Below are 23,753 nucleotides of genomic sequence, written 5' to 3'. Positions count from 1 at the left end.
CGGCGCGCCCGGTTCCGGATCAGCCCTTCAGCCAGACACCGGACATGCGCGGGATGTAGTAGGCCTTGAAGCCCTCGACGTTCGCGCGCACCGCCTGCGTCTTCGGCATGGCGCCGAAGGGGATGGCCATCACCTGGTCGAGCGCCCGAGCCTGCGCCTTGGCGAAGGCCGCCTTGCGCTCGTCGAGCGTCTTGCCGGACGACAGCGCCTGGAACGCGGCCTGGAAGTCGGCGTCCGGCTCCTTCGGCTTCCACACGAAGGACGGTGCCGCGAGCTGGCGCATCGTCTGCGGCCCGCCGAGCGCGATGACGGTGATCCAGCCCGTGTAGAAGAAGTTCCAGCCCTCCGTCTCCTTGATGCTCTTCTGGAGCGCGGCCGGCCAGTCCAGCACGAGAAGCTCGGCGTTGATGCCAGCGGCCTTGAGCTGCTCGGCCATGACCAGCGACGTGTTGTACATGTACGGGAACTCGCGGTTGGTCATGAGGACGACCTTCTCGCCCTTGTACCCCGCCTCCGCGAGCAGCTTCTTCGCCTTGTCCTTGTTCTTCTGGTTCAGGTTCTCGGAGCCGGCCTCGCTGTAGTAGTTCATGCCGGGGAACTGGAAGCCCTTGTTGAGCTTGTACTGCCCCTCGCTGGCGGCCTCCATGATCTCCTCGAAATCCATGGCGGCGAGGATCGCCTGCCGCACCTTCGGGTTGTCCGTGGGGGGCGCCGACGCGTTCGGGTAGGCCACGTTCATCGTGAACATCTCGAGGCGCGACAGCTTGATGTCCTTGTTGCCGGCAAGCCGCTTCTGCGAGGCGACGGGCACGTCCTCGACCCCCTGGATCTCGCCGACCTCGAGCGCCGCCGTCCGCGCGGCCGGCTCCGTCATCATGCGGAAGGTGACCGTGTCGACGCAGGCCTCCTTGTTGCCGCCGAACCCGCTGATGGCCTTGTGCCGGGTGTCGGGCTTGTAGCTGGCGAAGCGCTTCAGCTTCACGTGGCTGTCGGCCTTGAACTCCTCGAGCTGGAAGGGGCCGGTTCCGACGATGGGGAGCTGCTGCGCCGCGGCGTCCGCGTTCTCCGCCGGGATGATCACCACGGGCACCGTGAAGGCGGAGAGCTGCTCGATGAAGGTCGGCCGCGCTTCCTTCAGCTTCAGCACGAAGGTCGACGCGTCGGGCGTCTCCCACTTGTCGACCGGCTCGAGGATCGAGCGATCGACGCCGATCTTCGCATAGCGCTGGAATGAGGCGGCGACGTCGGCCGAGGTCATCGTCTTGCCGTTGTGGAAGGTGATGCCCTGGCGCAGCTTGAACGTGTAGGTCAGGCCGTCGGCGCTCTGGTCCATGCTCTCCGCCAGCTCGAGCACCGGGTTCATGTTCTCGTCGCGGGTCACCAGCGTCTCGAACATGTTCATGGCGACGTTGCGGGTCGCCGACGAGTTCGAGGCGTGCTGGTCGAGCCCCGGCACCCGCGCCTCGAGCGCGAAGACGAGGTCGCCGCCCTTGCGTCCGCACTGGCTTGCCTGGGCCATGGCGGTTCCGGCCATGAGGGTCGCCGCGAGGCCGCCGAGGACGGCCCGCGTGGCGTAGGTCCTGATCGTGTTCATCGTGCTTCTCCCCTTCCTCGCGAAATCGTTGCGGGCGCTGCCGCCCGGTCCGTGCCGCCCTGACCTGCAGGAGCGGGTTTCCAGTCCGCGAGCGTCGAGCCGTGCGCGGCGAAGCGCACCGGCAGGACGCGCCGGCGGAAATCGAAGGCGCCTTCGCGGAGCCGGCCGAGCATGGCCTCGGCCGCGACCTCGCCGATGGCGTAGGCCGGCGAGAAGACGGTCGTGAGCTCGGGTGACGCGTAGCGCCAGAAGTCGAGGCCGTTGAAGCCGGTGACACGGACGTCCCGTGGGATCGCGAGGCCTCGCTCGGCGAGAAGCTTCATCCCGGCGATCGCCATCTGGTCGTTGCCGCCGATGACGACGTCCGGGACGCCGTGACGCGCGACATGGGCGGAGAGAGCGGCCTGCGTGGATTCGAAGCCCTCGTCCCCGCAACGCAGGAGATGGAAGGCCGGCGCGGGGGCGATCCGCCGGAGCACCTCGCGGATTCCTGCTTCGCGCCGTTCCATCGCCGGCCAGCGCTGCGTCGGCACCAGCATCACCGCGTGGCGGGCCGGGCGGTCGAACAGGTGGCGGGCCAGTTCGGCGGCACCGCCGCGGTCATCCTGAAGGATGCTCGCCACGTCCGCGAGGTCGGCCGGGGCCTCCTCCTGCAGCAGGACCACGGGCTGTCCGAGGGCCTGCACGCGCTCGATCATCGCCCGGCGGCGCGCGGGATCGCCCGAGAGCATCAGGCAGATGCCGTCGCTCTCGATGTGGCGCAGCATCGGCGCCTCGTCGAGCTCGCCGGGCGCCACGCCGTGCAGCATGGTGCTGTAGCCCTCCCGGCCGAGGCTCGCGGTGAGGCCGGCCAGCATCGCGGCCGTGAGGGGATCCGAGACGTAGGAGGGGGACGGATCGACGATGACGACGCCGATCACCTGGCGCCGGTTCGTGCGCAGGCGCCTGGCGTTGGCATGGGGCCTGTAGCCGAGGCTCTCGCAGGCCTTCCGCACCCGCTCCGCCACCTCGCGTCCGACCTGGCCGGCGCGGCCGTTGACGACGTTCGACACCGTCATGGGCGTCGTGCCCGCGAGCGCCGCGACGTCGCGGAGGGTGGCGCGGCCGCGCATCTCCTCCGAGGGAGGGGCGCGGCGCGCGGTCATCAGTGGGACGTCCTGTCGACGTAGGGGCCGCTCGAACCGACCAGGAAATCGAGGTCGACCCCCTTGTCCGCCTGCATGACGTGCTCGACGTAGAGTTTCTCCCAGCCGCGCTGGTACGGCGAGACGAAAGGCGCGAGGGCTTCGCGGCGACGGGCCAGTTCCTCCTCGGGCACGTCGAGGTGCAGCCGCCGCCCGGGTACGTCGAGCTCGATCCAGTCGCCGTCGCGCACGAGCGCCAAAGGTCCGCCCGCCGCCGCCTCGGGCGCCACGTGGAGGACGACCGTCCCGTAGGCCGTGCCGCTCATGCGGGCGTCGGAGATCCGCACCATGTCGGTGACGCCCTGCCGCAGCAGCTTCGGCGGGATCGGAAGGTTGCCGATCTCCGCCATGCCCGGGTAGCCCCTGGGGCCGCAGAACTGCAGGACGAGGATGCTGTCGGCGTCGACCGGCAGGTCCGGATCGTCGATGCGCTTCTTCAGGTCGTCCGGACCCTTGAACACGACCGCCTTGCCGCGATGCTGCATCAGCCTCGGCGAGGCGGCGGACGGCTTGAGGACCGCGCCGTCGGGGGCGAGGTTGCCGCGCAGGACGGCGATGCCCCCCAGCGCCTTGAACGGCTCGGCGAGGGTGCGGATGACGCGCGCGTCGTGGATCTTCGCGTCCGCGTTGACCGCGCCGATCGGGCGGCCCGTCACCGTGACCTGGTCCGCGGCGAGACGCGACCTCAGCTCGTTGAGGACCGCCGGCACGCCTCCCGCATAGTAGAAGTCCTCCATCAGGTACTCGCCCGACGGCATCAGGTTGACGAGGCACGGGACGTCGCGGCCCCATCGGTCCCAGTCGTCGAGGTCGAGGGGAACGCCGAGGCGGCCGGCCAGCGCCAGCAGGTGCACCACCGCGTTGGTGGAGCCGCCGAGCGCGGCGTTGAGGACGATGGCGTTCTTGAACGCGTCGCGGGTGAGCACCTTCGGCAGCGTCAGGCCCTCGCGCACCATTTCCACGATGCGGCGGCCGGATTCGAACGACAGCGCCTGCCGGCGGCTGTCGACGGCCGGAATGGCGCCGTTGTCAGGAAGCGAGACGCCCAGCCCCTCGCAGAGACTCGCCATCGTCGACGCGGTGCCCATCGTCATGCACGAGCCCGCGCTGCGCGACATCGCCGCTTCCGCGGCCATGAACTGCTCGACAGACATGGTCCCGGCCCGCACCGCCTCCTTGAAGCGGATCACGTCCGTGCCCGAGCCGATCTGCCGGCCCTCCCAGCGTCCCGAAAGCATCGGGCCGCCGGAGACGGCGATGGTGGGCAGGCCGACGCTGGCGGCGCCCATCAGGCAGGCCGGCGTGGTCTTGTCGCAGCCGACGAGCAGCACGACGCCGTCCATCGGATTGGCGCGGATGGAGGCCTCGACGTCCATGCTCGCAAGGTTGCGGAAGAGCATGGTCGTCGGCCGCATCACCGGTTCGCCGAGCGAGGTGACGGGGAACTCCAGCGGGAAGCCGCCAGCCTCATAGATCCCCCGCTTCACGTGCTCGGCAAGGCCACGCAGGTGGCCGTTGCACGGCGTGAGGTCCGACCACGTGTTGCAGATGCCGATCACCGGGCGCCCGTCGAACATGCGGGCGGCGTGACCCTGGTTCTTCAACCACGAGCGGTAGATGAACCCATACGAATCCTGCCGCGCGAACCACTCGCTGGAGCGCGGTTTCTTGTCGTCGTCGTCCTTGCCGGCCATGGCGTGCTCCTCAGCCCGGATAGCCGCCGTGCCACCAGTGTTCGAGCGGGTTCGAATGGATGATCCGCTCGATCGTGGTCTCGGCAACGCGGGGCAGGGCGGTGCCCTCGACCTGGCGGTTGATGGTGCGCAGCCCCTCGATGGAGTCCTTCACGGAGGTGAAGGGGAAGTCCGTTCCGAAGAAGATCTTGTTCCACTCGGTGATGAGGTATTCCTGGGCGCAGATCAGGATGTTGTAGTACTGCCACGGGCGATAGTAGAGCGCCGATACCTCGCAGTAGACGTTGGGGTTCTTGCGGGCGACGACGATGCATTCCTCGTACCAGGGGTGGCCCATGTGGGCCATGATCATCTTCAGGTCCGGGTAGCGGTGGGCGATGGTGTCGACGTCCAGTGGCCGGCCGCAATGGATCGGGGCGTTCGTCCCGTAGGTCGTGCCCATGTGCATCGTCAGCGGCAGGTTGTTCTTCTGCAGGTAGGCGTAGACGGGCTCCAGTCGCGGATCGAGCAGCGACACGCCGTTGTAGATCGGCCCGAACTTCACGCCCTTCAGCTTCAGGTCCTCGATGGCGTGGACAAGGAGGTCCATGCAGTCGGGCATGCGCGGGTCGATGCAGGCGAAGCCGATGAACTTGTCGGGGTGCTTGGCCACGGCGCGCGCCGTGACCTCGTCGTCGCCGTCGATGCCGATCGAGTCCTTGTAGCGCAGCGAGAAGATGATCGCCTTGTCGACGTCCTGCATCGCGGCGAAGACATCCTCGCAGTTGCTCTTGAGCGGGAAGCCGCCGGGGCGGGCGCGGCGCGCCAGCTCCGCATAGAGCGGCAGCATCTGGTCGTCGTCGTAGATGTTGACGTGGCAGTCGACGATCATCGGGAACTCCGGGCGTTCAGAGGATGCCGTAGCGGGCGAAAACGTCGGCGAGCTTGTCGCCGCGCTGCAGGTCGCGCAGCGTGTTGCGCTCCCCGGTGACCTTGTGGAAGGCGAGGTCGAGCACCGCCTCCTCGACGGCCTTCGGCACCACGACGACGCCATCGGCATCGCCGAAGACGAGGTCGCCGGGCGAGACCTTCACGCCCCCGCACTGGATGGGCACGTCGAGGGCCATGATCTTGCCGCGCCCCTTGGAATCGAGCGGCGCGATGCCCTGGTGGAAAACCGGGAACTTCATCTCGCGGATCGCCTTGATGTCTCGCACGCAGCCGTCCATCAGCGCGCCTGCCGCGCCACGCACGCGAGATGCCGTGCTCAGCAGCTCGCCCCAGGGCGCGATGCGAGCCGGATTCGAGCAGGCGAAGACCGGGATCTCGTCGGTCTTGAGGCTGTCGATGAGGGCGATCTCGAGCTCGTACGGGTTCGAGCCCTCCGGGACGTGGTAGACCTCCATGAAGGCTGCGGTGCGCGCGCGGCCGACCATGACGAGCGTCTCGTCGAGCGGCCTCACGGCGGATGGCAGGGCCTGGTCCATGACGCCGACTTGGTCGAGGCAATCGGACAGAACGGCCGTGAACAGCGTGGAGCGGATGTCGGCGAGGCTGCGCTGGGCCATGTTGATCTCCCGGTTCAGGGCAGTTCGGAGCGGCGCCGGGTCGTGCCCGGATCGGCAAGGAAGGCAGGCGTGAGGTCGAAGCCGAGGCCAGGGCCGGGCAGGGGCCGGAGGACGCCGTTCTCGATCGGCGGCAAGGCCGTCGCGATGGCCGCGTACCAGCCCCGCGTGTAGGCGCGAACCGTCTCCTGGATCAGCGCGTTCGGGCTCGTCAGGGCGATGCAGGATCCGGCCACGTAGCCGACGGGACCCGTGCAGTCGTGAGGCGCGATCGGCACCTGCCAAGCGTCTGCCAGCGCTGCGATCTTGCGCGCCTCGGTGATCCCCCCGGACCATCCGACGTCGAAGGAGACGATCGAGACCGCACGCCGTTCTAGGAGGTGCCGGAAGGCCTCCTTCGTCGCGGTCGTCTCGGAGCCGTAGATGGGCAGGCGGGTGAAGGCTGACAGCGCCGCCAGCCCCTCCACGTCGTCCATGCGGACGGGGTCCTCGATCCACGCCGGTGCGTAGGGCTCAAGAGCGGCGATGATGCGCCGCGCGCTCTCCAGGTCCCACAGGCTGTGGAGCTCGACCATGAGGTCCATGGCCGGCCCGCACGCCTCGCGGATCAGCCGGAACGGCCGGACACCCTCCTCGATCTGGGCGGCTGTGATTCCGCGCCCGCCATTGGCGAAGGCCGCGAAGTCGAAGGGCCAGATCTTCATCCCCGTGATGCCTTCGGCCAGCAGCGAGCGCGCGAGGCCGACGGGATCCGTCATGAAGCCCTTGAGGTCATCGAGATCCTCGACCGCGTCGTGGTCGATCCCGAACCAGCGCCTGACCTCGCCGCGGGCCTTCGTGGCGTAATGCGGGCCGGCGCAGGTGTTGTAGACACGGATCCCGTCGCGGACGAGACCGCCGGTCAGCCGCCACAGCGGCAGGCCCGTCGCGCGTCCCATCAGGTCCCAGAGTGCGACGTCGATCGCGGACGCCGCGCGGACCTCGACGCCCGACGACGCGTAGCCGACCGGATAGCGCATCAGGGTGCGGTGCCAGGACTCGATCCGGCTTGCGTCACCGCCCAGCATCTGGGGCGCCACTGTCTCGTGGATGAAGGCCTCGACGGCCACTGGCGCAAAGAACGTCTCGCCGAGCCCCTTGAGGCCGTCGTCAGTCTCGACATGAACCCAGAGCAGGTTGTCGTGCGCGGCGGTGCGGATGGTTTCGATGGCCCGCACGCGCATCGGCTCTACCTCGCCGCCGCGACGTGGCGTTGGGCGGGCCGCCCGGCCGATCCTGCATGGACGGCCAGACACGCCGGTGTCCGCAGTTCCAGTCCTGCGGAGCGCAGTCGTGACCGAGAGGGAACCTGCGGCATGGCGCGCCCCTGTGACGGCCGTCATCCTGCGCTTTAACGTTATAGGCGTCAATCCGGTTTCGACATCCGCGGTTCGTGTCGACCGGATGGGTCCGGGATGATTGTCGGGACCCGCGCTTGCCAACGGCGCGGTGCCGGCAGTAAGGAAATCCAGACAATTGCTCCCGGAGACTGCTCCGGTTGTCAGTACAGACGGGGGACTTCAGGGTCATGACGATGAACCGTGGAACGGCCGCAGCCGGCGAGACGAACACGATCGCCGCACGCGGCGCCGGGGGCGGGTCCCTCGATCGCCGGTCCTTCCTGATGGGAGCCGCCACGAGCATCGGTGCGCTGGGACTGGCGGGCTGCGTCACGCAGGACGGCGTCAGCCGCGCCGAGGCCGAAAGGATGTATGCGGCCCTCCCCAACGAGAGGTTTCCGGTCCCGGCCGTCGACGTGACGAAGGTGGACCCGAAGTACTACCGTCGCACCGTCCGCTACGATACGGCCGAGGCGCCCGGGACGATCATCGTCGACCCGAGCAACTACTACGTCTACCGCATCGAGGGCGAGGGCAATGCCACACGCTACGGTGCCAATGTCGGCCGCCAGGGGTTCCTGTGGAGCGGCACCGCCTATGTCGGGCGCAAGGCGGAATGGCCGATCTGGACGCCGCCGAAGGAGATGATCAAGCGCCAGCCCGAGGCGGCGAAGTATGCCGGCGGCATGCCGCCCGGCCTGGACAACCCGCTCGGTGCCCGCACGCTGTATCTCTACCAGAACAACGTCTACACGCTCTACACGATCTACAGCACGATCGATCCCGAGACGATCGGAACCAACCTGACGAGCGGCTGCACAGGCCTGCTGACGCAGGACATGATGGACCTGTATGAGCGGACGCCCGTGAAGACGAAGGTCATCGTCCTTCCGGCCTAAACTTTTCCGCTGCCACATGGACGTGCCCGGTCGGGGCACGTTCATGTCGTCATGACCGCGCGTGATCTTTCCCCGACTTCCGAGCGGGTGAGCGCGGCATCCCTGTCTTCTTTCGTCGCTCCCGTGGCCGTCCGGCGCCGATCGCGGCAGCAGGCGTGCTTTGCGCGGCGCGCCGCGGTGCGTCCTGTCCACCGCCCCGCCTGAGCCGAGACACGCTCTTGTCTGCGGACACGGCATGGGTCATGGGTGGGAAAATCGAGAAGATTGGGAGGACAGGATGCTGCTCAGAGGCAAGACCGCAGTGATCTCGGGCGCAGCGAGCGCGCGGGGAATCGGCCTCGCGACCGCCCGCCTGTTCGCGGAGCACGGGGCTCGCGTTGCGATCCTGGATCTCGATGCTGGCGCGGCCCAGGCTGCGGCGGACTCCATCGGCGCGGGGCATATCGGAATTGCCTGCAACGTGACCGACGCGACCGCATGCCGTCGCGCGGCGGACGTCGCGATCGGCACCTTCGGCAAGGTCGACATCCTGATCAACAACGCCGGGATCACGCAGCCGGTGAAGACGATGGACATCACCACCGCGGACTGGCAGCGGATCGTCGACGTGAACATGACCGGCGTGCTGTATCTCAGCCAGGCCCTCATCCCGCACATGCGGGAGCGGCGGCAGGGCTCGATCGCCTGCATGTCGTCGGTCTCGGCGCAACGCGGAGGCGGCATCTTCGGCGGCCCGCACTACTCGGCGGCCAAGGCCGGGGTCCTGGGCCTCGCCAAGGCCATGGCGCGCGAGCTCGGCCCGGACGGCATCCGCGTGAACTGCGTCACGCCGGGCCTGATCCAGACCGACATCACGGGCGACAAGCTGACCCCCGAGATGAAGGCCGAGATCATCAAGGGCATCCCGCTCGGTCGGCTCGGCGATGCCAGGGACGTGGCCAACATCTACCTGTTCCTCGCCTCCGATCTTTCGTCGTACGTCACCGGTGCGGTGATCGACGTGAACGGCGGCATGCTCATCCACTGAGCCCGAGGCCACTCCTCCAGCCGATCAAGGGAGCATCCCGTGACGCCGTCCCAGGGCCACAACAAGGAACTCGCCGATCGCGCCTGGCGCATCCGGCGCAATGCGGTCCGGATGGGCGAGGTGCAGGGCCAGGGCTACATCGCCCAGGCGCTCGACATCGCCGACGTCCTGGCCGTCGCCTACTTCCACGCGATGCGGTACCGGCCCGACGACCCGTCATGGGAGGGCCGCGACCGCTTCCTCCTGTCGAACGGCCACTACGCCATCGCGCTCTATGCCGCGCTGATCGAGGCCGGCGTCATCCCCGCCGAGGAACTCGAGACCTACGGCAGCGACGAGAGCCGCCTCCCCATGTCGGGCATGGCCTCCTACACGCCGGGCATGGAGATGTCAGGCGGCTCGCTGGGCCTCGGGCTCAGCATCGCCGTCGGCATGGCGCTCGGCCTCAAGCGCAAGAAGTCGGACAGCCGCGTCTACACGCTCTTTTCGGACGGCGAGCTCGACGAGGGGTCGGTGTGGGAGGCCATCATGGCCGCCGCGCACTACGGGCTCGACAACCTGATCGCCATCGTCGACATCAACAACCAGCAGGCGGACGGTCCGTCGACGAAGGTGATGGGCTTCGAGCCTCTCGTCGCCAAGCTCGAGGCCTTCGGCTGGTTCGTCCAGCGGATCGACGGCAACGACCTCGACGCCGTGGTGGCGGCCTTCGACGCGGCCAGGGAGCATCCCGAGCCGCGGCCGCGGATGATCATCGCCGACACCCTGATGGGCAAGGGCGTGCCTTTCCTCGAGGCCCGAGAGAAGAACCACTTCATCCGCGTGGAGGCCCATGAATGGGCGCTGGCGCTCGCCGCCCTCGACGAAGGGAGGCTCGCATGACGTCCCCCGCCACGCCTCCCTCGGGCAAGCCGCGTCTCACGACCTCCGCCATGATCGCCTCGATCGCGGCGGAGGGGCAGAAGACGAGGCCGGCGCCGTTCGGCCACGCGCTCGTCGAGGTGGCCAGGTCCCGGCCCGACATCGTCGGCATGACGGCCGACCTCGGCAAGTACACCGACCTCCACGTTTTCGCGGCCGCCTATCCGGACCGCTTCTACCAGATGGGCATGGCGGAGCAGGTCATGTTCGGCGCCGCCTCCGGCCTCGCGGCGGAAGGCTTCACGCCCTTCGCCACGACCTATGCGGTGTTCGCCTCGCGGCGGGCCTACGACTTCATCCACCAGACGATCGCGGAGGAAGACCGCAACGTGAAGATCGTCTGCGCGCTTCCCGGCCTGACCTCCGGCTACGGCCCCAGCCACCAGGCGACCGAGGATCTCGCGCTGATGCGCGCCATGCCGAACATGACCGTGATCGACCCCTGCGATGCGGTCGAAATCGAGCAGGCGGTGCCCGCCATCGCCGCGCATCGCGGTCCGGTCTACATGCGGCTGCTGCGCGGGCAGGTTCCCGTGGTTCTCGACGAGTACGGCTACCGCTTCGAGCTCGGAAAGGCGAAGACGATCCGCGACGGCAGCGACGTTCTCGTCATCTCGTCGGGCCTCCTGACGATGCGCGCGCTCGAAGCCGCCAAGGTGCTCGAGGCGGATCGGGTCGGAGTCTCGGTGCTTCACGTGCCCACGATCAAGCCGCTGGACACGGAGACCATCCTGCGGGAGGCGGCGAAGCCGGGCCGTCTCGTGGTGGTCGCGGAGAACCACACGGTGGTGGGCGGTCTCGGCGAAGCTGTCGCCGGGCTGCTCCTGCGCTCCGGTGTTCATCCTGCCTTCCGGCACATCGGGCTCCCGGACGAGTTTCTCGCGGCCGGCGCGCTGCCGACCCTCCACGATCGCTACGGCATCTCGACGGCCGCCATCGCGGGGCGGATCAAGGAGTGGCTCGACCGTTGAACCCGCTGCCCGAAATGGGGGCGATGACCGGGCGGGCCTTTCCATGACCGACACCGTCGAGCTTTTCGCGAGCATCCCCCCTCCGGACCTGAAGTTCCGGCTGCTGTGGCACGCGGTCGCGGAGATCGAGCCCCGGCAGGACCTCGGGGAGGGGCCCTTCGGCCACCGGTTCATCGTGCCGATCAGGGGAGGCGAGGTCGTGGGCGCGCCCGGGCTCGAGATGCTGTCGGGGGAGATCGTGCCGGGCGGCGCCGACCGGCAGTTGCTGCGAGCCGATGGCGTGAAGCAGCTCGAGGCGATCTACGAGATCCGGACGCGCGACGGCATCGTGCTGAACATCTGCAATCGCGTGCTGATCGAAGAGGGACGAGACCCGCGCTATGCCATGTCCCGGATCGAGGTCACGGCGCCCGCCGGGCCGCTCGACTGGCTTAATCGAAGGTTGATCCTCGGGACCCTGCAATCGGCGCGCCCCCGGCGGGAGGGTGTGATCATCCGCGCGTTCGAGGCAGACGCGCTCTATCGGTAGCGAATGGTCGTCTCGCGCGGACAGCGGGCTGGGTTCGCGCAGCTCTCGCCGCCGAGAAGCGCGCTTGCAACCGCCCCTTTTCGCTGGCTCACCGCGAGGTTGACGACAGCCTCATCAGGTCAGCCCTCAGCCGATCCGGATCCGACAGGTCCTTCTCGATGTCGCCGTGAACGGCCGTCCAGATCGGCATCGCCTGCGCCAGGACAGCGCGGCCTTCACCCGTCAGGGACAGCAGCCGCGCCCGACGGTCCCGCGGGTCGCGTTCGACCGCCACGAGGCCCCGTCTCTGGAGGGGCTTGAGGTTGGCCGTGATCGTCGTCCGGTCCATGGCCAGGAGCCCGACGAGACTTCCGAGCGGTGCCGGCTGGGGCCGATTGAGCGACATCATCAGGGAGAACTGCCCGCTGGTGATGCCCGCCGGTTTCATCGCGAGGTCGAACCGGCGCGCGAGGGCGCGCGCCGCTCGCTGCGCGTGAAGGCACAGGCAGCTGTCGCGCACAAGGAGCGTGGTCTGGAACGTCGGACCCTGGGGTTGGTTCATCGAGCGGGTTGACAGCGGTGTCGTGATTACGTTGATATCAACATAAGATCGAAGACGTCAACCGAGCCCCCGTCGAGGAGACGACCATGAAGATCGTGACCAGTCTCAGTTTCCAGGGACAGTGCCGCGAGGCTTTCGAGTTCTATGCGAGGGTCCTGGGCGGCACCATCACGGCCGCGATCCCGTATTCCGAGGGCCCTCCGGACATGCCGATCACCGACGAGAAGTACAAGTCGTGGCTCATGCACTGCTGGCTGCAGGTGGGTGATCAGGCGCTGATGGGCGCCGACATGGACGTCGGCTGGGCCAAGTCGATCGACAAGCCGAAGAACGGGTTCGACGTCACCGTCCATGGCGATGACAGGGCGGAATGTCAGCGGTGGTTTGAGCAACTGTCTGAAGGCGGGCGCGTCGTCATGCCCTTCGGCGAGACGTTCTGGTCGCCCGGCTACGGCTCATGCGTCGACCGGTTCGGCATCCCCTGGATGATCAACACGGCTGCGCGGCCGAGCTGACGGCTGCGGACGAGAGAACGCGCGAGGGCAACGGCGATGGCCGCTGCCCACACCAGCTGCGGCGGTGCCGCCCGCCTTTCTGGAGAATGACATGGGCCCGTCCTATCGCTGGGTCATCGTGGCCGCAGGAGGGCTGCTGGGCTGCGTGGCCATGGGGGCCATGTTCTCCCTGCCGGTCTTCCTGCGGCCCATGTCGGAGGCTACCGGCTGGTCGGTGACGGGCATTTCCAGTGCCATGACCATCGGCTTTCTCGCCATGGCGGCGGGCAGCGTGGCATGGGGTGGTCTCTCGGACCGGTTCGGGCCGGGCCCGGTCGTCCTCGCCGGCTCCGTCCTCCTTGCGGGCAGCCTTGCCCTTGCCAGCCGGGCAGGGTCGCTCGTCGAGTTCCAGCTCCTGTTCGGGCTGCTGGTGGGCGCGGCGACGGCGGCGATCTTCCCGCCGATGATGGCCTGTGTCACCGGCTGGTTCGAGACCCAGCGCGGCCTTGCCGTCTCTCTGGTCTCGGCGGGCATGGGAGTCGCTCCCCTGACGATGGCCCCGCTCGCGGCCTGGCTCGTGACAGAGACCGACTGGCGCACCGCGATGCTCGTCCTGGCCGGGCTCTCCGCCGGCCTGATGATCCCCGCCGCGCTTCTGGTGCGTCGTCCGCCGGCGCTCGAGACGGCCACCACGGAGGCCCTCGCCCCGGCTGCCGGCATGAGCGTGCGCGAAGCGATCCGGTCACCGCAGTTCGCCCTCCTCATGATGGCGAACTTCTTCTGCTGCGCCACCCATTCGGGGCCGATCTTCCACACCGTCAGCTACGCCGTCACGTGCGGCATCCCGATGATCGCAGCCGTCTCCATCTACAGCGTCGAGGGGCTGGCGGGCATGTTCGGGAGGATCGGCTTCGGACTCGCCGGGGACCGCTTCGGCGCGCAGCGCGTCCTCGCGGCCGGACTTCTGGCTCAGGCCTTTGGCGTCCTGTCCTATGCCTTCGTCGGCCAGCTCGGCGGCTTCTACGCCGTCGCCGCGGTGGTGGGGTTCATCTACGCCGGCACGATGCCGCTCTACGCGGTCATCATCCGCGAGAATTTCCCGCTCCGGATGATGGGGACGATCATCGGCGCAACAGCGATGGCGGGCAGCCTCGGCATGTCGACCGGCCCGCTTCTGGGAGGCATGATCTACGACCAGTTCGCCAGCTATGCCCTCATGTACGTCGCGTCGTGGGTGCTGGGGCTGGTGTCGATGCTGGTTCTGCTGGCGTTCCGCCCGTTTCCGCCCGGGAGGGCAGGGCTGGAACCTGCCTGAGGCCGACGCCGCCCGCGTTTTCCCGGGAAGGGTGGCAGCAGGACTGTCCCGGCCGAGTCTGGCTCCCGTGCGATTTCGCACGTTTCGCCCCGGCAACCGCGCTAAGCTGGAGTTCATGGCGCATCTTGCACGCGTCCGCTTCGGTCGCCTGGACGCCGACGAAGGAGGGCAGGAGCATGAGACGCAGGGATCTTCTGCTGGGCCTCGGTGCGCTTGCCGTCCCCCGACCGGTTCTTGCGCAGCCCGCAGCAGCAGGCCGCCCCGCCCGGATCGGCTGGATCACGGCCCAGCGCCGGTCGAGCCTCGAACCCTACCTCGCCGAGGTTCGTAGCGGTCTCGCGGAGTTCGGCCACGTCGAGGGCAAGTCCCTCACCATCGTCTACGGCTTCGGCGACGACGATCTCTCGCGCGTCCCGACCCTCGTGCAGCAAATGATCGCCCAGCAGGTGGAACTGATCGTCGCCCAGGGCGCCGCCGTCGGCATCCTCGCGAAGATGGCGCTGCCGGTTCCGCTGGTCTACGTGACCAGTGGCGACCCGGTCGCCTCCGGCTTTGCGGAGAGCCTCTCCCGTCCGAAGGCGAACATGACCGGGATCACCTTCATGGCCGCGGAAATGAACGGGAAGCGGCTGGAAATCCTGCGGGACATTCGGCCCGACCTGCGGAGGATCGCCCTGATCGGCAACCCGGAGCATCCCGGCGCGGCCATCGAGTTCGACTTTGCGCAGGACAAGGCCGCGGCTCTGGGGCTGGACGTGTCGATGTTCAGGACCCGGTCGCTGGACGAACTCGACAAGGCATTCGCGTCGATGTCGTCTAGCCCCGTCGATGCCGTGTCGGTCTTCGCCGACGGCTTCGCCGTGCAGTATCGCGACCGCATCATCGGGCTTGCGATGGAGCGGAAGGTGCCCGTTGTCTCCGGTTGGGCCGTGTTCGCCCAGAGCGGGGCCCTGTGCACCTATGGTCCCCGCCTGTCCTCGTCCTATCGGCGTCTCAGCTACCACATTGCCCGGATCATCGCAGGCGCGAAGCCGGCGGACCTGCCCGTCGAGCGTCCCACGACGTTCGAACTCGTCCTGAACCTGCAGACCGCGAGACGCCTCGAGATTCCGGTCCCCAATGCCGTGATCGCGCGAGCTGATGACGTCCTCGATTGACGGTTGGGGCCCCTGGCAAAATAATCCTTTGAGTGGTGAGGCAGCAAAAGGGAACCGCGAGGCTGCCATCGTTCTCGCGGCGACCCATGCTCCGTGCAATCGCCGTCGCTCTTGCGACGCTGGCCGTGGTGGTCCGGGCCGAGAGGTGAGGGAATGACCGGCGGCGATAGAGGAATTCTTCGGATGCGACGCCGCGACGTTCTTGCAGGTGCACTGGCTGCCTGGGCGTCGGCGGGCGCGACGGCGCAGGCGCAGGGCGTTCCCGTCATCGGCTTTCTGGGCAGCGAGACGCCCGAGCAGTGGAAGGCGCGGATCGACGCGTTCACGGCGGGGCTCAGGGAGATGGGCTTCGCTGAAGGCCGCAACGTGCGGATCGAGTACCGCTGGGCGGGTGGTCGGAACGAGCGGCTGGCCGGCCTGGCAGCCGAGCTCGTCCGTTCGGGCGTCACCATCATCGTCGTGCTCGGCAACACCACGTCGGCGATCGAGGCGCGGAAAGCCACGTCCACCATCCCGATCGTCGTGCGCACCGCGGTCGATCCGGCCAGCATCGGACTTGTCGAGACCCTGGGCCGGCCGGGAGGCAACCTGACGGGCTGGACCACCCTCGGTGCCCAGATGGGACCCAAGCAGCTCGAACTCCTTCGTGACGTGCTTCCCGCCGGGGCGGTCGTGGGGGTGCTCGTCAATCCCACCAACCCCCTGCTGGCAGACCTCGTGTCCCGGGAGGTTCCGGTGGCGGCCGCCGCGCTTGGACTCGAGGCGCTGGTTCTCAGGGCCAACTCCGATGCCGGGCTGGATTCAGCCTTCGCCGAACTGTCCGCACGCGGCGGAAAGGCGCTGATCATCGGAGCGGACACCTTCTTCAACAGCCGAAACGACCGGATCGCCACGCTGGCCCTGCAGAACAAGGTGATCGCGGTGTCGGCCTATCGCGAGTTCACCCATGCCGGGGGGCTGATGAGCTACGGCGGCAGCGTTGCCGAAGCCTCGCGCCGGGTCGGCGAGTATGTCGGGCGGATCCTGAAGGGCGAGAAACCCGGCGAACTCCCGGTTCAGCAGGTTGCCAAGCTCGAGCTGATCCTCAACCTGAAGACGGCGGCCCTTCTCGGCCTCTCGCTCCCTGTCTCCCTGGTGGGGCGGGCCGACGAGGTGATCGAGTAGGCGGCACAAGTCCCGGCGCTTCACTCGATCAGTTCGTCCGCCTGCGTGGACAGGGCCGCTGGCACGCTCAGCCCCATCGAACGCGCTGTCCTCCCGTTGAGCGTCAGCACGAAGCGCGACGGCTGCTCGATCGGCAGGTCGCCCGGCGACGCCCCCTTGAGAATGCGCTGGATGTAGTAGGCCGCCCGCCGCGTCGCCTCGCGCTCGTCAGGACCGTACGTGAGCAACGCGCCGGCCTGGGCAAAGGACCGGTAGTTCGAGATCACCGGCAGTCCCGCGTCGGTTGCGAGGCCGACGATGCGTTCCTCGTGGCCGGAGAAGATCGGCTGCACGATCAAGACGTCGGCGCCCTTGTCGGCAATGTCGCGCATGAGACCGGGACCGATGCCGCGCGGACCCTCGACAAGGCGGACATCGACGGCGATGCCCATGCCGTGCCCAGCCGCCTGTGTCTGCTGCGCGAAGGTGACGGCGTTCGGATCGGCGGAGGAGCCGAGGAACGCCGCCGCACGCATGCCGGGCTTCAGGAGCTGGAAGAACGCCAGCCGCTTGGCCGAGTGGTCGGGCCCCAGCAGCGACAGGCCCGTCATGTGTCCACCGGGCCGGGAGAGGCTCGGCACCAGTCCCGTCGCCAGGGGGGCCGCGACGAGCATCACGACCGGAAGCGAAGGCGCCAGGTCCTTCGCGAGGTGAGCCGTCGCCGTTGCACGGACCACCAGCACATCGATCCGCCGGGCGACCGCATCGAGGATGGCCTGCCGGGTCCGGTCGCGGTCGCCGTTGGTGAAGACGGCATCGAGCGTGATCGTGGAGCCGACGACGTGGCCGTACTCCTTCAGCCCGGCCTTCAGGTCCTCGATGTCGCCTCCGTCGCCCGCGAACCAGCTCACGAACGCGACGACAGGACCGTTCGCCTGCGCCCGTGCGGGCCTGCCGGCCAGGAGGAGGACTGTCGAGGCGGCGAAGGCCCTTCGGGTCAGGGGCGGACCGATCATTCCACCAGCTCGTCGGCCTGGACGAGGATGCTCGACGGGATCTCCATCCTCATGGCCTGGGCCGTGCGGGCGTTCACGGACAGGAGATAAGCCGTCGGCTGCTGGACGGGGAGCAGTCCCGCGTCCTCGCCTTCGAGAATGCGCGCGACGTATCCGGCCGCCTTCGCGAACATGTCCTTCCGGTCGGGCGAGTAGGACAGCAGGCCGCCTTCGGCGACGAAGCTCTCGTCGGAATAACCCGTGGGCAGCCGCAGCGCGAGCGCCTCGTCGATGATCTGGCGCCGATGTCCGAGCAGCGTCAGGTCGGAGGGCAGGATCAGCCTGGCCGCAGGTTCCGCAGCCAGCGACCGCATTGCGCTCCGGATCTCGTCCGTCGAGCGCACCGGGAGCAGAATGGGCGTCGATCCCACCGCCACGACGGCCGTGCTGAACGATGCGCGATGGAAAGCGGCCGCGGGATTGGCGGGATCGAACATCAGGCCTGTCGTTCGCCCACCGGGAGCGATGCGGCTGAGCAGCTCGACGAGCTTCGCCATGATCGGCGAGCGGTCCTGGTCGAACTCGAACTGGGAGAATCCTGTCGTGTTCCGTCCCGGACGCGCGAGGCTGTCGACGAAGCCCTGGCCGACCGGATCCGACGTTCCCACGAACACCAGTGGCAGTGACGGGTCGGCACGCTGGACCAGGGGAACAACGCGGCTGCCCGTCGTCAGCACGACCTCCACCCGCTCCGCGATCATCTCGCGCAGGCCGGCCTCGATGGCGGCGAGCTCGGCTCCCGTCCAGCGTTCGACGAAGGCCGGGGCCTCGGCCGCCTCCGCGAGCAGTCGGGCCCTGAACGCAGCCACGCGGGCCTGAACGACCCGGTCGTCTGCCCTGTACGGCATCAGGATCCCGATGCGGCGTGCATTCCGGGCTTGTCCCGAGACGTGGCCGGGAGAAAAGACCGCCGCAAGAAGTCCCGCGACGACGGTTCGCCTCGCGACCCGTCCCGTCACGAGACCATCAGCGAAGCCCGGTCGCCCATCCGGGACCGTCGGGTCCCTGCCGCCATTCATCGCAGCCCCCTCCGATGCCGACCTCGAAGGAGAGGATACCAGCAGGCCCCTGATTGTGCGACTATAGGTTGTTGCCGCGGGAATTCAGTCCGCGGCCCTCGGCTCCATCGCCGTCGGGGGGCATGGCAGACACGCTCGAATCGTCCATTGCGGACCAGGCGGTGCCCGGTGCCTCGGGGAAGGCAAGGCCGGGTCGGTGGCGTACTGCTCTCACCTCGCTTTTTCCTGCCGGGCTGTCGCGGCGCATCACCGTCACCATGGTGGTGCTGGTGACCCTCGCGCTGGTGCTCAACGGGGCGATCAACATGGCGCTGTCCTACCGGGAGGCGCTGTCCGCCGCCTCCGAGGTGCAGCGTGAAAAGGCCGTGGCCACGGCAGAACGGGTGGTCCAGTTCTTCGACGGGATCGAGACACAGGTCGGCTGGACGACACGCGCCGAGTGGGCCCGCGCCGGGCTGGACCAAAGGCGGTACGACTTCATCCGGCTCCTGCGCCAGGCGCCGCCGATCACCGACGTCGTCCAGATCGACGGGAGCGGCAAGGAGCAGCTGCGCTATTCCCGGCTCGAGCCCGATGTGGTGGGCAGCGGCAAGGACTATTCGAACGACGTCCGCTTCACCGAGGCGGTGGCGCGCAAGACGTGGTACGGGCCGGTGACCTTCCGGCGCGGTTCCGAGCCCTACATGACCCTTTCGATGGCGCACGCAGGGCGCAATCCGGGCGTCACGTCGGCTGCGGTCAACCTGAAGCTGATCTGGGACGTGGTCAGCTCCGTGCGTGTCGGCGAGAACGGCTACGCCTTCGTCACCGACGAAACGGGAAAGCTGGTCTCCCACCCGGACATGAGCCTCGTCCTCCGAGGATCGGACCTCGCCGCGATGCCCCAGGTCGCGGCGGCCCTGGCGGGAAATGGCGACGGGGCGCCCGTTCAGGTCGACGGGCTGGACGGGGAGAAGGTGCTGTCGACCCATGTGCGGGTTCCGCGGCTCGGCTGGATCGTCTTCATCGAGTTGCCGATGAGGGAGGTCCTGAAGCCCGTCGTCGTGTCCGCGATGCAGACGCTCGGGCTCCTGGCGCTGGGCCTGCTCGTGGCCGTCGTTCTCGGCGCGATGCTGGCGAGCCGTCTTGTCGTACCCCTGAAGCAGCTGCAGGCGGGCGCCGAGCGCCTCGGCGAGGGCGACCTGACGCAGCGCATTGCCATCACGTCGCGCGACGAGATCGGCACCCTCGCCGTGCGATTCAATGACATGGCTGGACGGATCCAGGACGCCCAGGAGACGCTCGAGGCGAAGGTCGAGGCCCGCACCGACGCGCTGCGTCGCTCGCTCGAGGACCTCCGCGCCGCGCAGGATCGGCTGGTCCAGACCGAGAAGCTGGCCTCGCTGGGCCAGCTCACCGCCGGCATCGCCCACGAGATCAAGAACCCGCTCAACTTCGTCAACAATTTCGCTGAGCTGTCGACCGGCCTCGTCGACGAACTGCGAAGCGCCGTCGATGCGGCAGGTGATGCGATACCGGCGTCGCGGCGCGAGGAGATCGACGAGGTAGCGGACCTGCTCAAGGGCAATCTCGGCCGCATCGTGCAGCATGGAAAGCGCGCCGACTCCATCGTGCGCAACATGCTGCTGCACTCGCGCGGCGGTGCGGGGGAGGCGCGGGCCATCGATCTCAACACGGTCGTCGAGGAGGCGGTGAACCTCGCCTACCACGGCGCGCGGGCGGAACGGCCGGGGTTCAACGTCACGATCCACCGGCACTTCGACCCGCAGGCGGGCGAGGTCGTGATCTACCCGCAGGAGTTCACGCGGGTTCTCCTCAACCTCGTCGGCAACGCCTTCCAGGCCACGGAAAAGCGCGCGGCAGACGATCCCTCGACGCCTCCCGAGGTGACGATCACCACCCGCTCGCGCGGCGACCGGGTGCGCATCAAGATCCGCGACAACGGCGTGGGCATTCCCCCCGACATCCGCGCACGCATCTTCGAGCCCTTCTTCACCACCAAGCCCGCCGGGCAGGGGACCGGCCTCGGCCTCTCGATTTCCCACGACATCGTCGCCAAGCAGCACGGCGGCAAGATCGACGTCTTCTCGGAGCCGGGCCACTTCACCGAATTCATCGTCACCATTCCGCGCCAGCCGCCAAAGGAGAGTTCGTCCGCATGACTGCGCTCATCCTCGTCGTGGACGACGAGGCCGACATCGAGCCCCTCTTCCGCCAACAGTTCCGTCGCGACCTGCGCGCCGGCCGCTTCGAGATGGCCTTTGCCTCGTCAGGCCCGGGCGCGATCGCGTTTCTCGACGATGCGCGCGATGTGCATGTCATCCTGCTGCTCTCCGACATCAACATGCCGGGGATGAGCGGGCTCGACCTGCTGGAACGCGTGAAGGCGGCCCGGCCCGACCTGCCCGTGATCATGATCACGGCCTACGGCGATGCCGAGACGCGGCAGCGCGCCGCGGCGGGCGGAGCGACCGGGCTCGTCCCCAAGCCGATCGACTTCGAGCACCTGCGGCGCAAGATCGACGCGCTCCTCGGCGGCGGAGTACCGGCTTGACCGGGCCGGCGAGGATCCTCGTGGTGGACGACGAGCCGGACGTCGAGGCTCTCGTCCAGCAGCGCTTCCGCCGCGCCATCCGCGATGGCGACATGTCCTTCCTCTTCGCCGGGGACGGCGTCAGTGCGCTCGACGTGCTGGAGAGGGACGGTCCGTTCGACCTGGTGGTGACGGACATCAACATGCCCCGCATGGACGGGCTGACGCTCCTCGGCCGTCTCCAGGACCGCGAGGAGAAGGTCTGCACCGTCATCGTCTCGGCCTATGGCGACATGGGCAACATCCGGTCGGCGATGAACCGGGGCGCCTTCGACTTCCTCATCAAGCCGATCGACTTCGCCGACTTCGAGGCCACGCTGGCGAAGACGATGCAGCATGTGCGCGAGGCGAGGCTCGCCAAGGAACGGGTCCTCGCGGCGGAGCGCGCGCAGATCGCGTTGTCCCGCTACTTCTCGCCGAACCTCGCCGCCGAACTGGCCACGGGCGGCGGTGCCGAATCCCTGTCGGGCGGTCGACGAGACCTCACCGTGATGTTCACGGATATCGCGGGGTTCACGTCACTGGTCGAGTCCCTCGACGCAAGCATCCTGTCCCGGCTGCTCAACGAGTATCTCGGGGGAATGACGGCTCTCGTCTTCGGGCACGGCGGCACGGTCGCCAAGGTAATGGGCGACGCCCTGTACGTGCTCTTCGGGGCGCCGAAGGAGCAGCATGATCATGCGGCCCGCGCCCTTGCATGCGCCCTCGCCATCGACGATTTCGCGGAGGCGATGCGGCAGCGGTGGATCGCGGAGGGACACGCGCTTGGCTGTACGCGGATCGGGATCCACGCCGGGCCGGCGCTCGTCGGCACCTTCGGGCACGAGCAGCTTTTTGACTACACGGCCTATGGCGACACCATCAACGTCGCCTCCCGGCTGGAGGCCGCGAACAAGCCGCTGGGGACCCGCATCCTGGTCAGTGACGCGGTGAAGCAGCGGGCGCCGGACGCGCCAACGCGTCCGGTGGGCGACCTCGTTCTTCGTGGCCGCTCGTCGCCCATCCGCTGTCACGAACCGCTTCGCGCGGGGGCTGATGCGGACACCTATGGCAGGGCCTTCGCGCTGATGCAGGATCGTGACCCGAACGCTCTCGCCGCGTTCGCAGGCCTCGTCGCCGCCGCGCCCCAGGACCATCTGGCCAGCTTCCATCTTCGACGGCTTCTCGCGGGCGAGCACGGGGTCGAACTGACTGTGCGCTAGCCTCCTGCGCGCCTTGTTCGCCTCGCCTGACGGTGTCGAGATCGTCGCCACCCCGACTTCGCGGGATGATCACGAGGCGGCGGCTTGCAGGAGCGCGGTCCGAACGTTGGCGATGAAGGACCGCGTGCTGTCGTCGAGCCCGAACTGCCGGGCGAAGGCACGGCAGCGTTCACGGGGCAGCGCCAGCGCCGCCAGCACGGCGATGCGCAGGTCTTCGCGCAGGGCGCCGCAGCCGGAGCCGGCGAGGATGTCGCGCGGGCCGGATACCGGATAGGCGGCGACCGGAAGCCCGGCCGCCATTGCCTCGATCAGGACGAGGCCGAACGTGTCGGTGCGGCTAGGGAACACGAAGACGTCGGCGGACGCGTAGATGTCGGCCAGTTCCCTCCCGCTCCTGAACCCGAGGAAGACGGCGTTCGGGAAACGAGCCTCGAGTTCCTTCCGCTGGGGCCCGTCACCCACCACCACCTTCGTGCCCGGCAGGTCGAGCGCGAGGAAGGCCTCGACGTTCTTCTCCACCGCCAGGCGGCCGACGAAGAGCGAGATCGGCCTGGGAACGTGCAGCGCTCCGCTGCGCCCGGCCGCAAACGCCTCGACGTCGATGCCGCGCTTCCACAGCACCGTGCGTTGGAAGCCCTGCGCCGCGAGGTCGCGCTGCAGGGCTGGCGTCGCCACCATCGTCGCCGTGCCGGCGTTGTGGAAACGGCGCAACCACGCGTAGCTCGCGGCAAGCGGCACGGGCAGCCGCGCGGCGAGGTATTCCGGGTATCGCGTATGGTAGCAGGTGGTGAAGGGGAGCCGGTGATCGAGGCAGTACTGCCGGACCCGCATCCCGATCGGCCCCTCCGTCGCGACATGGATCGCCTGGGGCCGGGCGTCCTCGATGCGCCGGGCAACCTCGGCGCGGCCTGCCAGAGCCAGGCGGATGTCCGCGTATCCGGGAAGGCCGACGGTCCGGAAGCCATCCGGTGTCAGCGGAACGATGTGCGCCCCATGGCGCGGCGCATTGCGCTCGAGCGCCTGAAGCGTCGTCACCACGCCGTTCACCTGCGGCGCCCACGCGTCGGTCGCGAGCAGGATGCGCAAAGGCGAGGCCGCCGCGGCGGTCAGTCTCGCAACGTCGGCACCATCAGGGCTGTGGCCCTGGCCAGGCGAATGGAACATCGCTCGTTCCTCCTCCCTCGAGGAAGGATGTGATTTGCTTGTCGTTGAGATGACAGTCGGCGCCGCGCGGCCTTCCGCGCCCGTCGTCGCGTCGAACCGGGACGTGGCCCTGACGCGGCGGGAGTCGGCCTCGTGTCTCCAGTGCCCTTCAGGTCAGGTGAGGATTCGGACGGGCAGGCGGCTTCGGCGACCATCTCGCCTTCCGGCCTTCGAACCGGTCGCCGTGGTACCGGTCGTGGCATTCCAGCGATGCTCCAAGGCCCGGCTGGAAGGTCGGTTCGAGCGGCCGCCTTGTCCCGCAGGAACGGCGTCAGGAAAGGCGGCTGAA

The 23,753-nt window shown here is 68.4% G+C and carries 22 protein-coding genes; 12 read left to right on the top strand and 10 right to left on the bottom strand.

Annotated features, from left to right (window positions below; genetic code table 11):
- Positions 1-19: 19 nt before the first annotated feature.
- From ACX9GQ_RS11645 to ACX9GQ_RS11620, 6 genes are read right to left on the bottom strand one after another with little or no spacing between them, the layout of a single operon-like run.
- Positions 20-1,594 (bottom strand): ABC transporter substrate-binding protein, encoded by a 1,575-nt coding sequence (locus tag ACX9GQ_RS11645; protein ID WP_459629705.1) that lies wholly within the window; start codon positions 1,592-1,594, stop codon positions 20-22.
- The gene (locus ACX9GQ_RS11640) at positions 1,591-2,739 is read right to left on the bottom strand and encodes a LacI family DNA-binding transcriptional regulator (protein WP_459629704.1); all 1,149 of its coding nucleotides are present in this window, start codon (positions 2,737-2,739) and stop codon (positions 1,591-1,593) included. Before ACX9GQ_RS11640 ends, ACX9GQ_RS11645 begins: the two co-directional genes overlap by 4 nt.
- Positions 2,739-4,472 carry an IlvD/Edd family dehydratase gene (locus ACX9GQ_RS11635; RefSeq protein WP_459629703.1) on the bottom strand — a complete coding sequence of 578 codons (1,734 nt, stop codon included), beginning with the start codon at positions 4,470-4,472 and terminating at the stop codon, positions 2,739-2,741. Before ACX9GQ_RS11635 ends, ACX9GQ_RS11640 begins: the two co-directional genes overlap by 1 nt.
- A gap of 10 nt (positions 4,473-4,482) precedes the next feature.
- Positions 4,483-5,343, bottom strand: a complete 861-nt coding sequence (locus ACX9GQ_RS11630; protein WP_459629702.1) for an amidohydrolase family protein — start codon at positions 5,341-5,343, stop codon at positions 4,483-4,485.
- Between the two features lie 16 nt (positions 5,344-5,359).
- Positions 5,360-6,019 carry an RraA family protein gene (locus tag ACX9GQ_RS11625; protein ID WP_459629701.1) on the bottom strand — a complete coding sequence of 220 codons (660 nt, stop codon included), beginning with the start codon at positions 6,017-6,019 and terminating at the stop codon, positions 5,360-5,362.
- Positions 6,020-6,033: 14 nt separating this feature from the next.
- Positions 6,034-7,239 carry a mandelate racemase/muconate lactonizing enzyme family protein gene (locus tag ACX9GQ_RS11620; RefSeq protein ID WP_459629700.1) on the bottom strand — a complete coding sequence of 402 codons (1,206 nt, stop codon included), beginning with the start codon at positions 7,237-7,239 and terminating at the stop codon, positions 6,034-6,036.
- Between the two features lie 344 nt (positions 7,240-7,583).
- On the opposite strand from ACX9GQ_RS11620, the gene ACX9GQ_RS11615 reads away from it, so the two are divergent.
- The 5 genes from ACX9GQ_RS11615 (at position 7,584) to ACX9GQ_RS11595 (ending at position 11,742) form a co-directional block, all read left to right on the top strand.
- Positions 7,584-8,294, top strand: a complete 711-nt coding sequence (locus ACX9GQ_RS11615; RefSeq protein ID WP_459629699.1) for a L,D-transpeptidase — start codon at positions 7,584-7,586, stop codon at positions 8,292-8,294.
- A 277-nt stretch (positions 8,295-8,571) separates the two neighbouring features.
- Positions 8,572-9,321, top strand: a complete 750-nt coding sequence (locus ACX9GQ_RS11610) for an SDR family NAD(P)-dependent oxidoreductase (protein WP_459629698.1) — start codon at positions 8,572-8,574, stop codon at positions 9,319-9,321.
- 39 nt (positions 9,322-9,360) lie between these two features.
- Positions 9,361-10,203: a transketolase gene (locus ACX9GQ_RS11605; protein ID WP_459629697.1), complete on the top strand. Its 843-nt coding sequence runs from the start codon at positions 9,361-9,363 to the stop codon at positions 10,201-10,203.
- Complete coding sequence (locus tag ACX9GQ_RS11600; protein ID WP_459629696.1) at positions 10,200-11,213, top strand: transketolase family protein; 1,014 nt, start codon at positions 10,200-10,202, stop codon at positions 11,211-11,213. The genes ACX9GQ_RS11605 and ACX9GQ_RS11600 overlap by 4 nt, the downstream gene beginning before the upstream one ends.
- A 43-nt stretch (positions 11,214-11,256) precedes the next feature.
- Positions 11,257-11,742 (top strand): DUF3237 domain-containing protein, encoded by a 486-nt coding sequence (locus ACX9GQ_RS11595; RefSeq protein ID WP_459629695.1) that lies wholly within the window; start codon positions 11,257-11,259, stop codon positions 11,740-11,742.
- A gap of 88 nt (positions 11,743-11,830) precedes the next feature.
- Here the strand turns inward: ACX9GQ_RS11595 and ACX9GQ_RS11590 are convergent, their stop codons facing one another.
- Positions 11,831-12,283, bottom strand: coding sequence for a MarR family winged helix-turn-helix transcriptional regulator (locus ACX9GQ_RS11590; RefSeq protein WP_459629694.1), 453 nt, complete (start codon positions 12,281-12,283; stop codon positions 11,831-11,833).
- Between the two features lie 86 nt (positions 12,284-12,369).
- On the opposite strand from ACX9GQ_RS11590, the gene ACX9GQ_RS11585 reads away from it, so the two are divergent.
- The 4 genes from ACX9GQ_RS11585 to ACX9GQ_RS11570 all read left to right on the top strand — a co-directional run bounded on the left by ACX9GQ_RS11585 (position 12,370) and on the right by ACX9GQ_RS11570 (position 16,413).
- Entirely contained in the window at positions 12,370-12,798 is a 429-nt protein-coding gene (locus ACX9GQ_RS11585; RefSeq protein WP_459629693.1) for a VOC family protein, read from the top strand.
- 91 nt (positions 12,799-12,889) lie between these two features.
- Positions 12,890-14,092, top strand: a complete 1,203-nt coding sequence (locus tag ACX9GQ_RS11580; RefSeq protein WP_459629692.1) for an MFS transporter — start codon at positions 12,890-12,892, stop codon at positions 14,090-14,092.
- A 176-nt stretch (positions 14,093-14,268) separates the two neighbouring features.
- A complete protein-coding gene (locus tag ACX9GQ_RS11575; RefSeq protein WP_459629691.1) occupies positions 14,269-15,249 on the top strand; it encodes an ABC transporter substrate-binding protein in 981 nt (326 codons plus the stop codon).
- 183 nt (positions 15,250-15,432) lie between these two features.
- Complete coding sequence (locus ACX9GQ_RS11570; protein ID WP_459629690.1) at positions 15,433-16,413, top strand: ABC transporter substrate-binding protein; 981 nt, start codon at positions 15,433-15,435, stop codon at positions 16,411-16,413.
- Between the two features lie 20 nt (positions 16,414-16,433).
- Here ACX9GQ_RS11570 and ACX9GQ_RS11565 read toward each other — a convergent pair whose 3' ends face one another.
- Both ACX9GQ_RS11565 and ACX9GQ_RS11560 read right to left on the bottom strand, forming a co-directional pair.
- A complete protein-coding gene (locus ACX9GQ_RS11565; RefSeq protein ID WP_459629689.1) occupies positions 16,434-17,408 on the bottom strand; it encodes an ABC transporter substrate-binding protein in 975 nt (324 codons plus the stop codon).
- Complete coding sequence (locus ACX9GQ_RS11560; RefSeq protein WP_459629688.1) at positions 17,405-18,295, bottom strand: ABC transporter substrate-binding protein; 891 nt, start codon at positions 18,293-18,295, stop codon at positions 17,405-17,407. The genes ACX9GQ_RS11565 and ACX9GQ_RS11560 overlap by 4 nt, the downstream gene beginning before the upstream one ends.
- Before the next feature lie 293 nt (positions 18,296-18,588).
- On the opposite strand from ACX9GQ_RS11560, the gene ACX9GQ_RS11555 reads away from it, so the two are divergent.
- The 3 genes from ACX9GQ_RS11555 to ACX9GQ_RS11545 are packed head-to-tail and all read left to right on the top strand — an operon-like array spanning position 18,589 to position 22,261.
- On the top strand, positions 18,589-20,628 hold the full coding sequence (locus tag ACX9GQ_RS11555) for a sensor histidine kinase (RefSeq protein ID WP_459629687.1): 2,040 nt from the start codon (positions 18,589-18,591) through the stop codon (positions 20,626-20,628).
- Entirely contained in the window at positions 20,625-21,020 is a 396-nt protein-coding gene (locus tag ACX9GQ_RS11550) for a response regulator (protein WP_459629686.1), read from the top strand. Before ACX9GQ_RS11555 ends, ACX9GQ_RS11550 begins: the two co-directional genes overlap by 4 nt.
- Positions 21,017-22,261, top strand: coding sequence for an adenylate/guanylate cyclase domain-containing protein (locus ACX9GQ_RS11545; protein WP_459629685.1), 1,245 nt, complete (start codon positions 21,017-21,019; stop codon positions 22,259-22,261). Before ACX9GQ_RS11550 ends, ACX9GQ_RS11545 begins: the two co-directional genes overlap by 4 nt.
- 69 nt (positions 22,262-22,330) lie before the next feature.
- Here the strand turns inward: ACX9GQ_RS11545 and ACX9GQ_RS11540 are convergent, their stop codons facing one another.
- On the bottom strand, positions 22,331-23,347 hold the full coding sequence (locus ACX9GQ_RS11540) for a glycosyltransferase family 4 protein (RefSeq protein ID WP_459629879.1): 1,017 nt from the start codon (positions 23,345-23,347) through the stop codon (positions 22,331-22,333).
- Between the last annotated feature and the right edge of the window lie 406 nt (positions 23,348-23,753).

The sequence above is a fragment of the Alsobacter sp. R-9 genome (genome assembly GCF_054612375.1).
The sequence above is the reverse complement of the archived record's forward strand: the minus strand, read 5'-3'. Positions and strand labels throughout refer to the sequence as shown.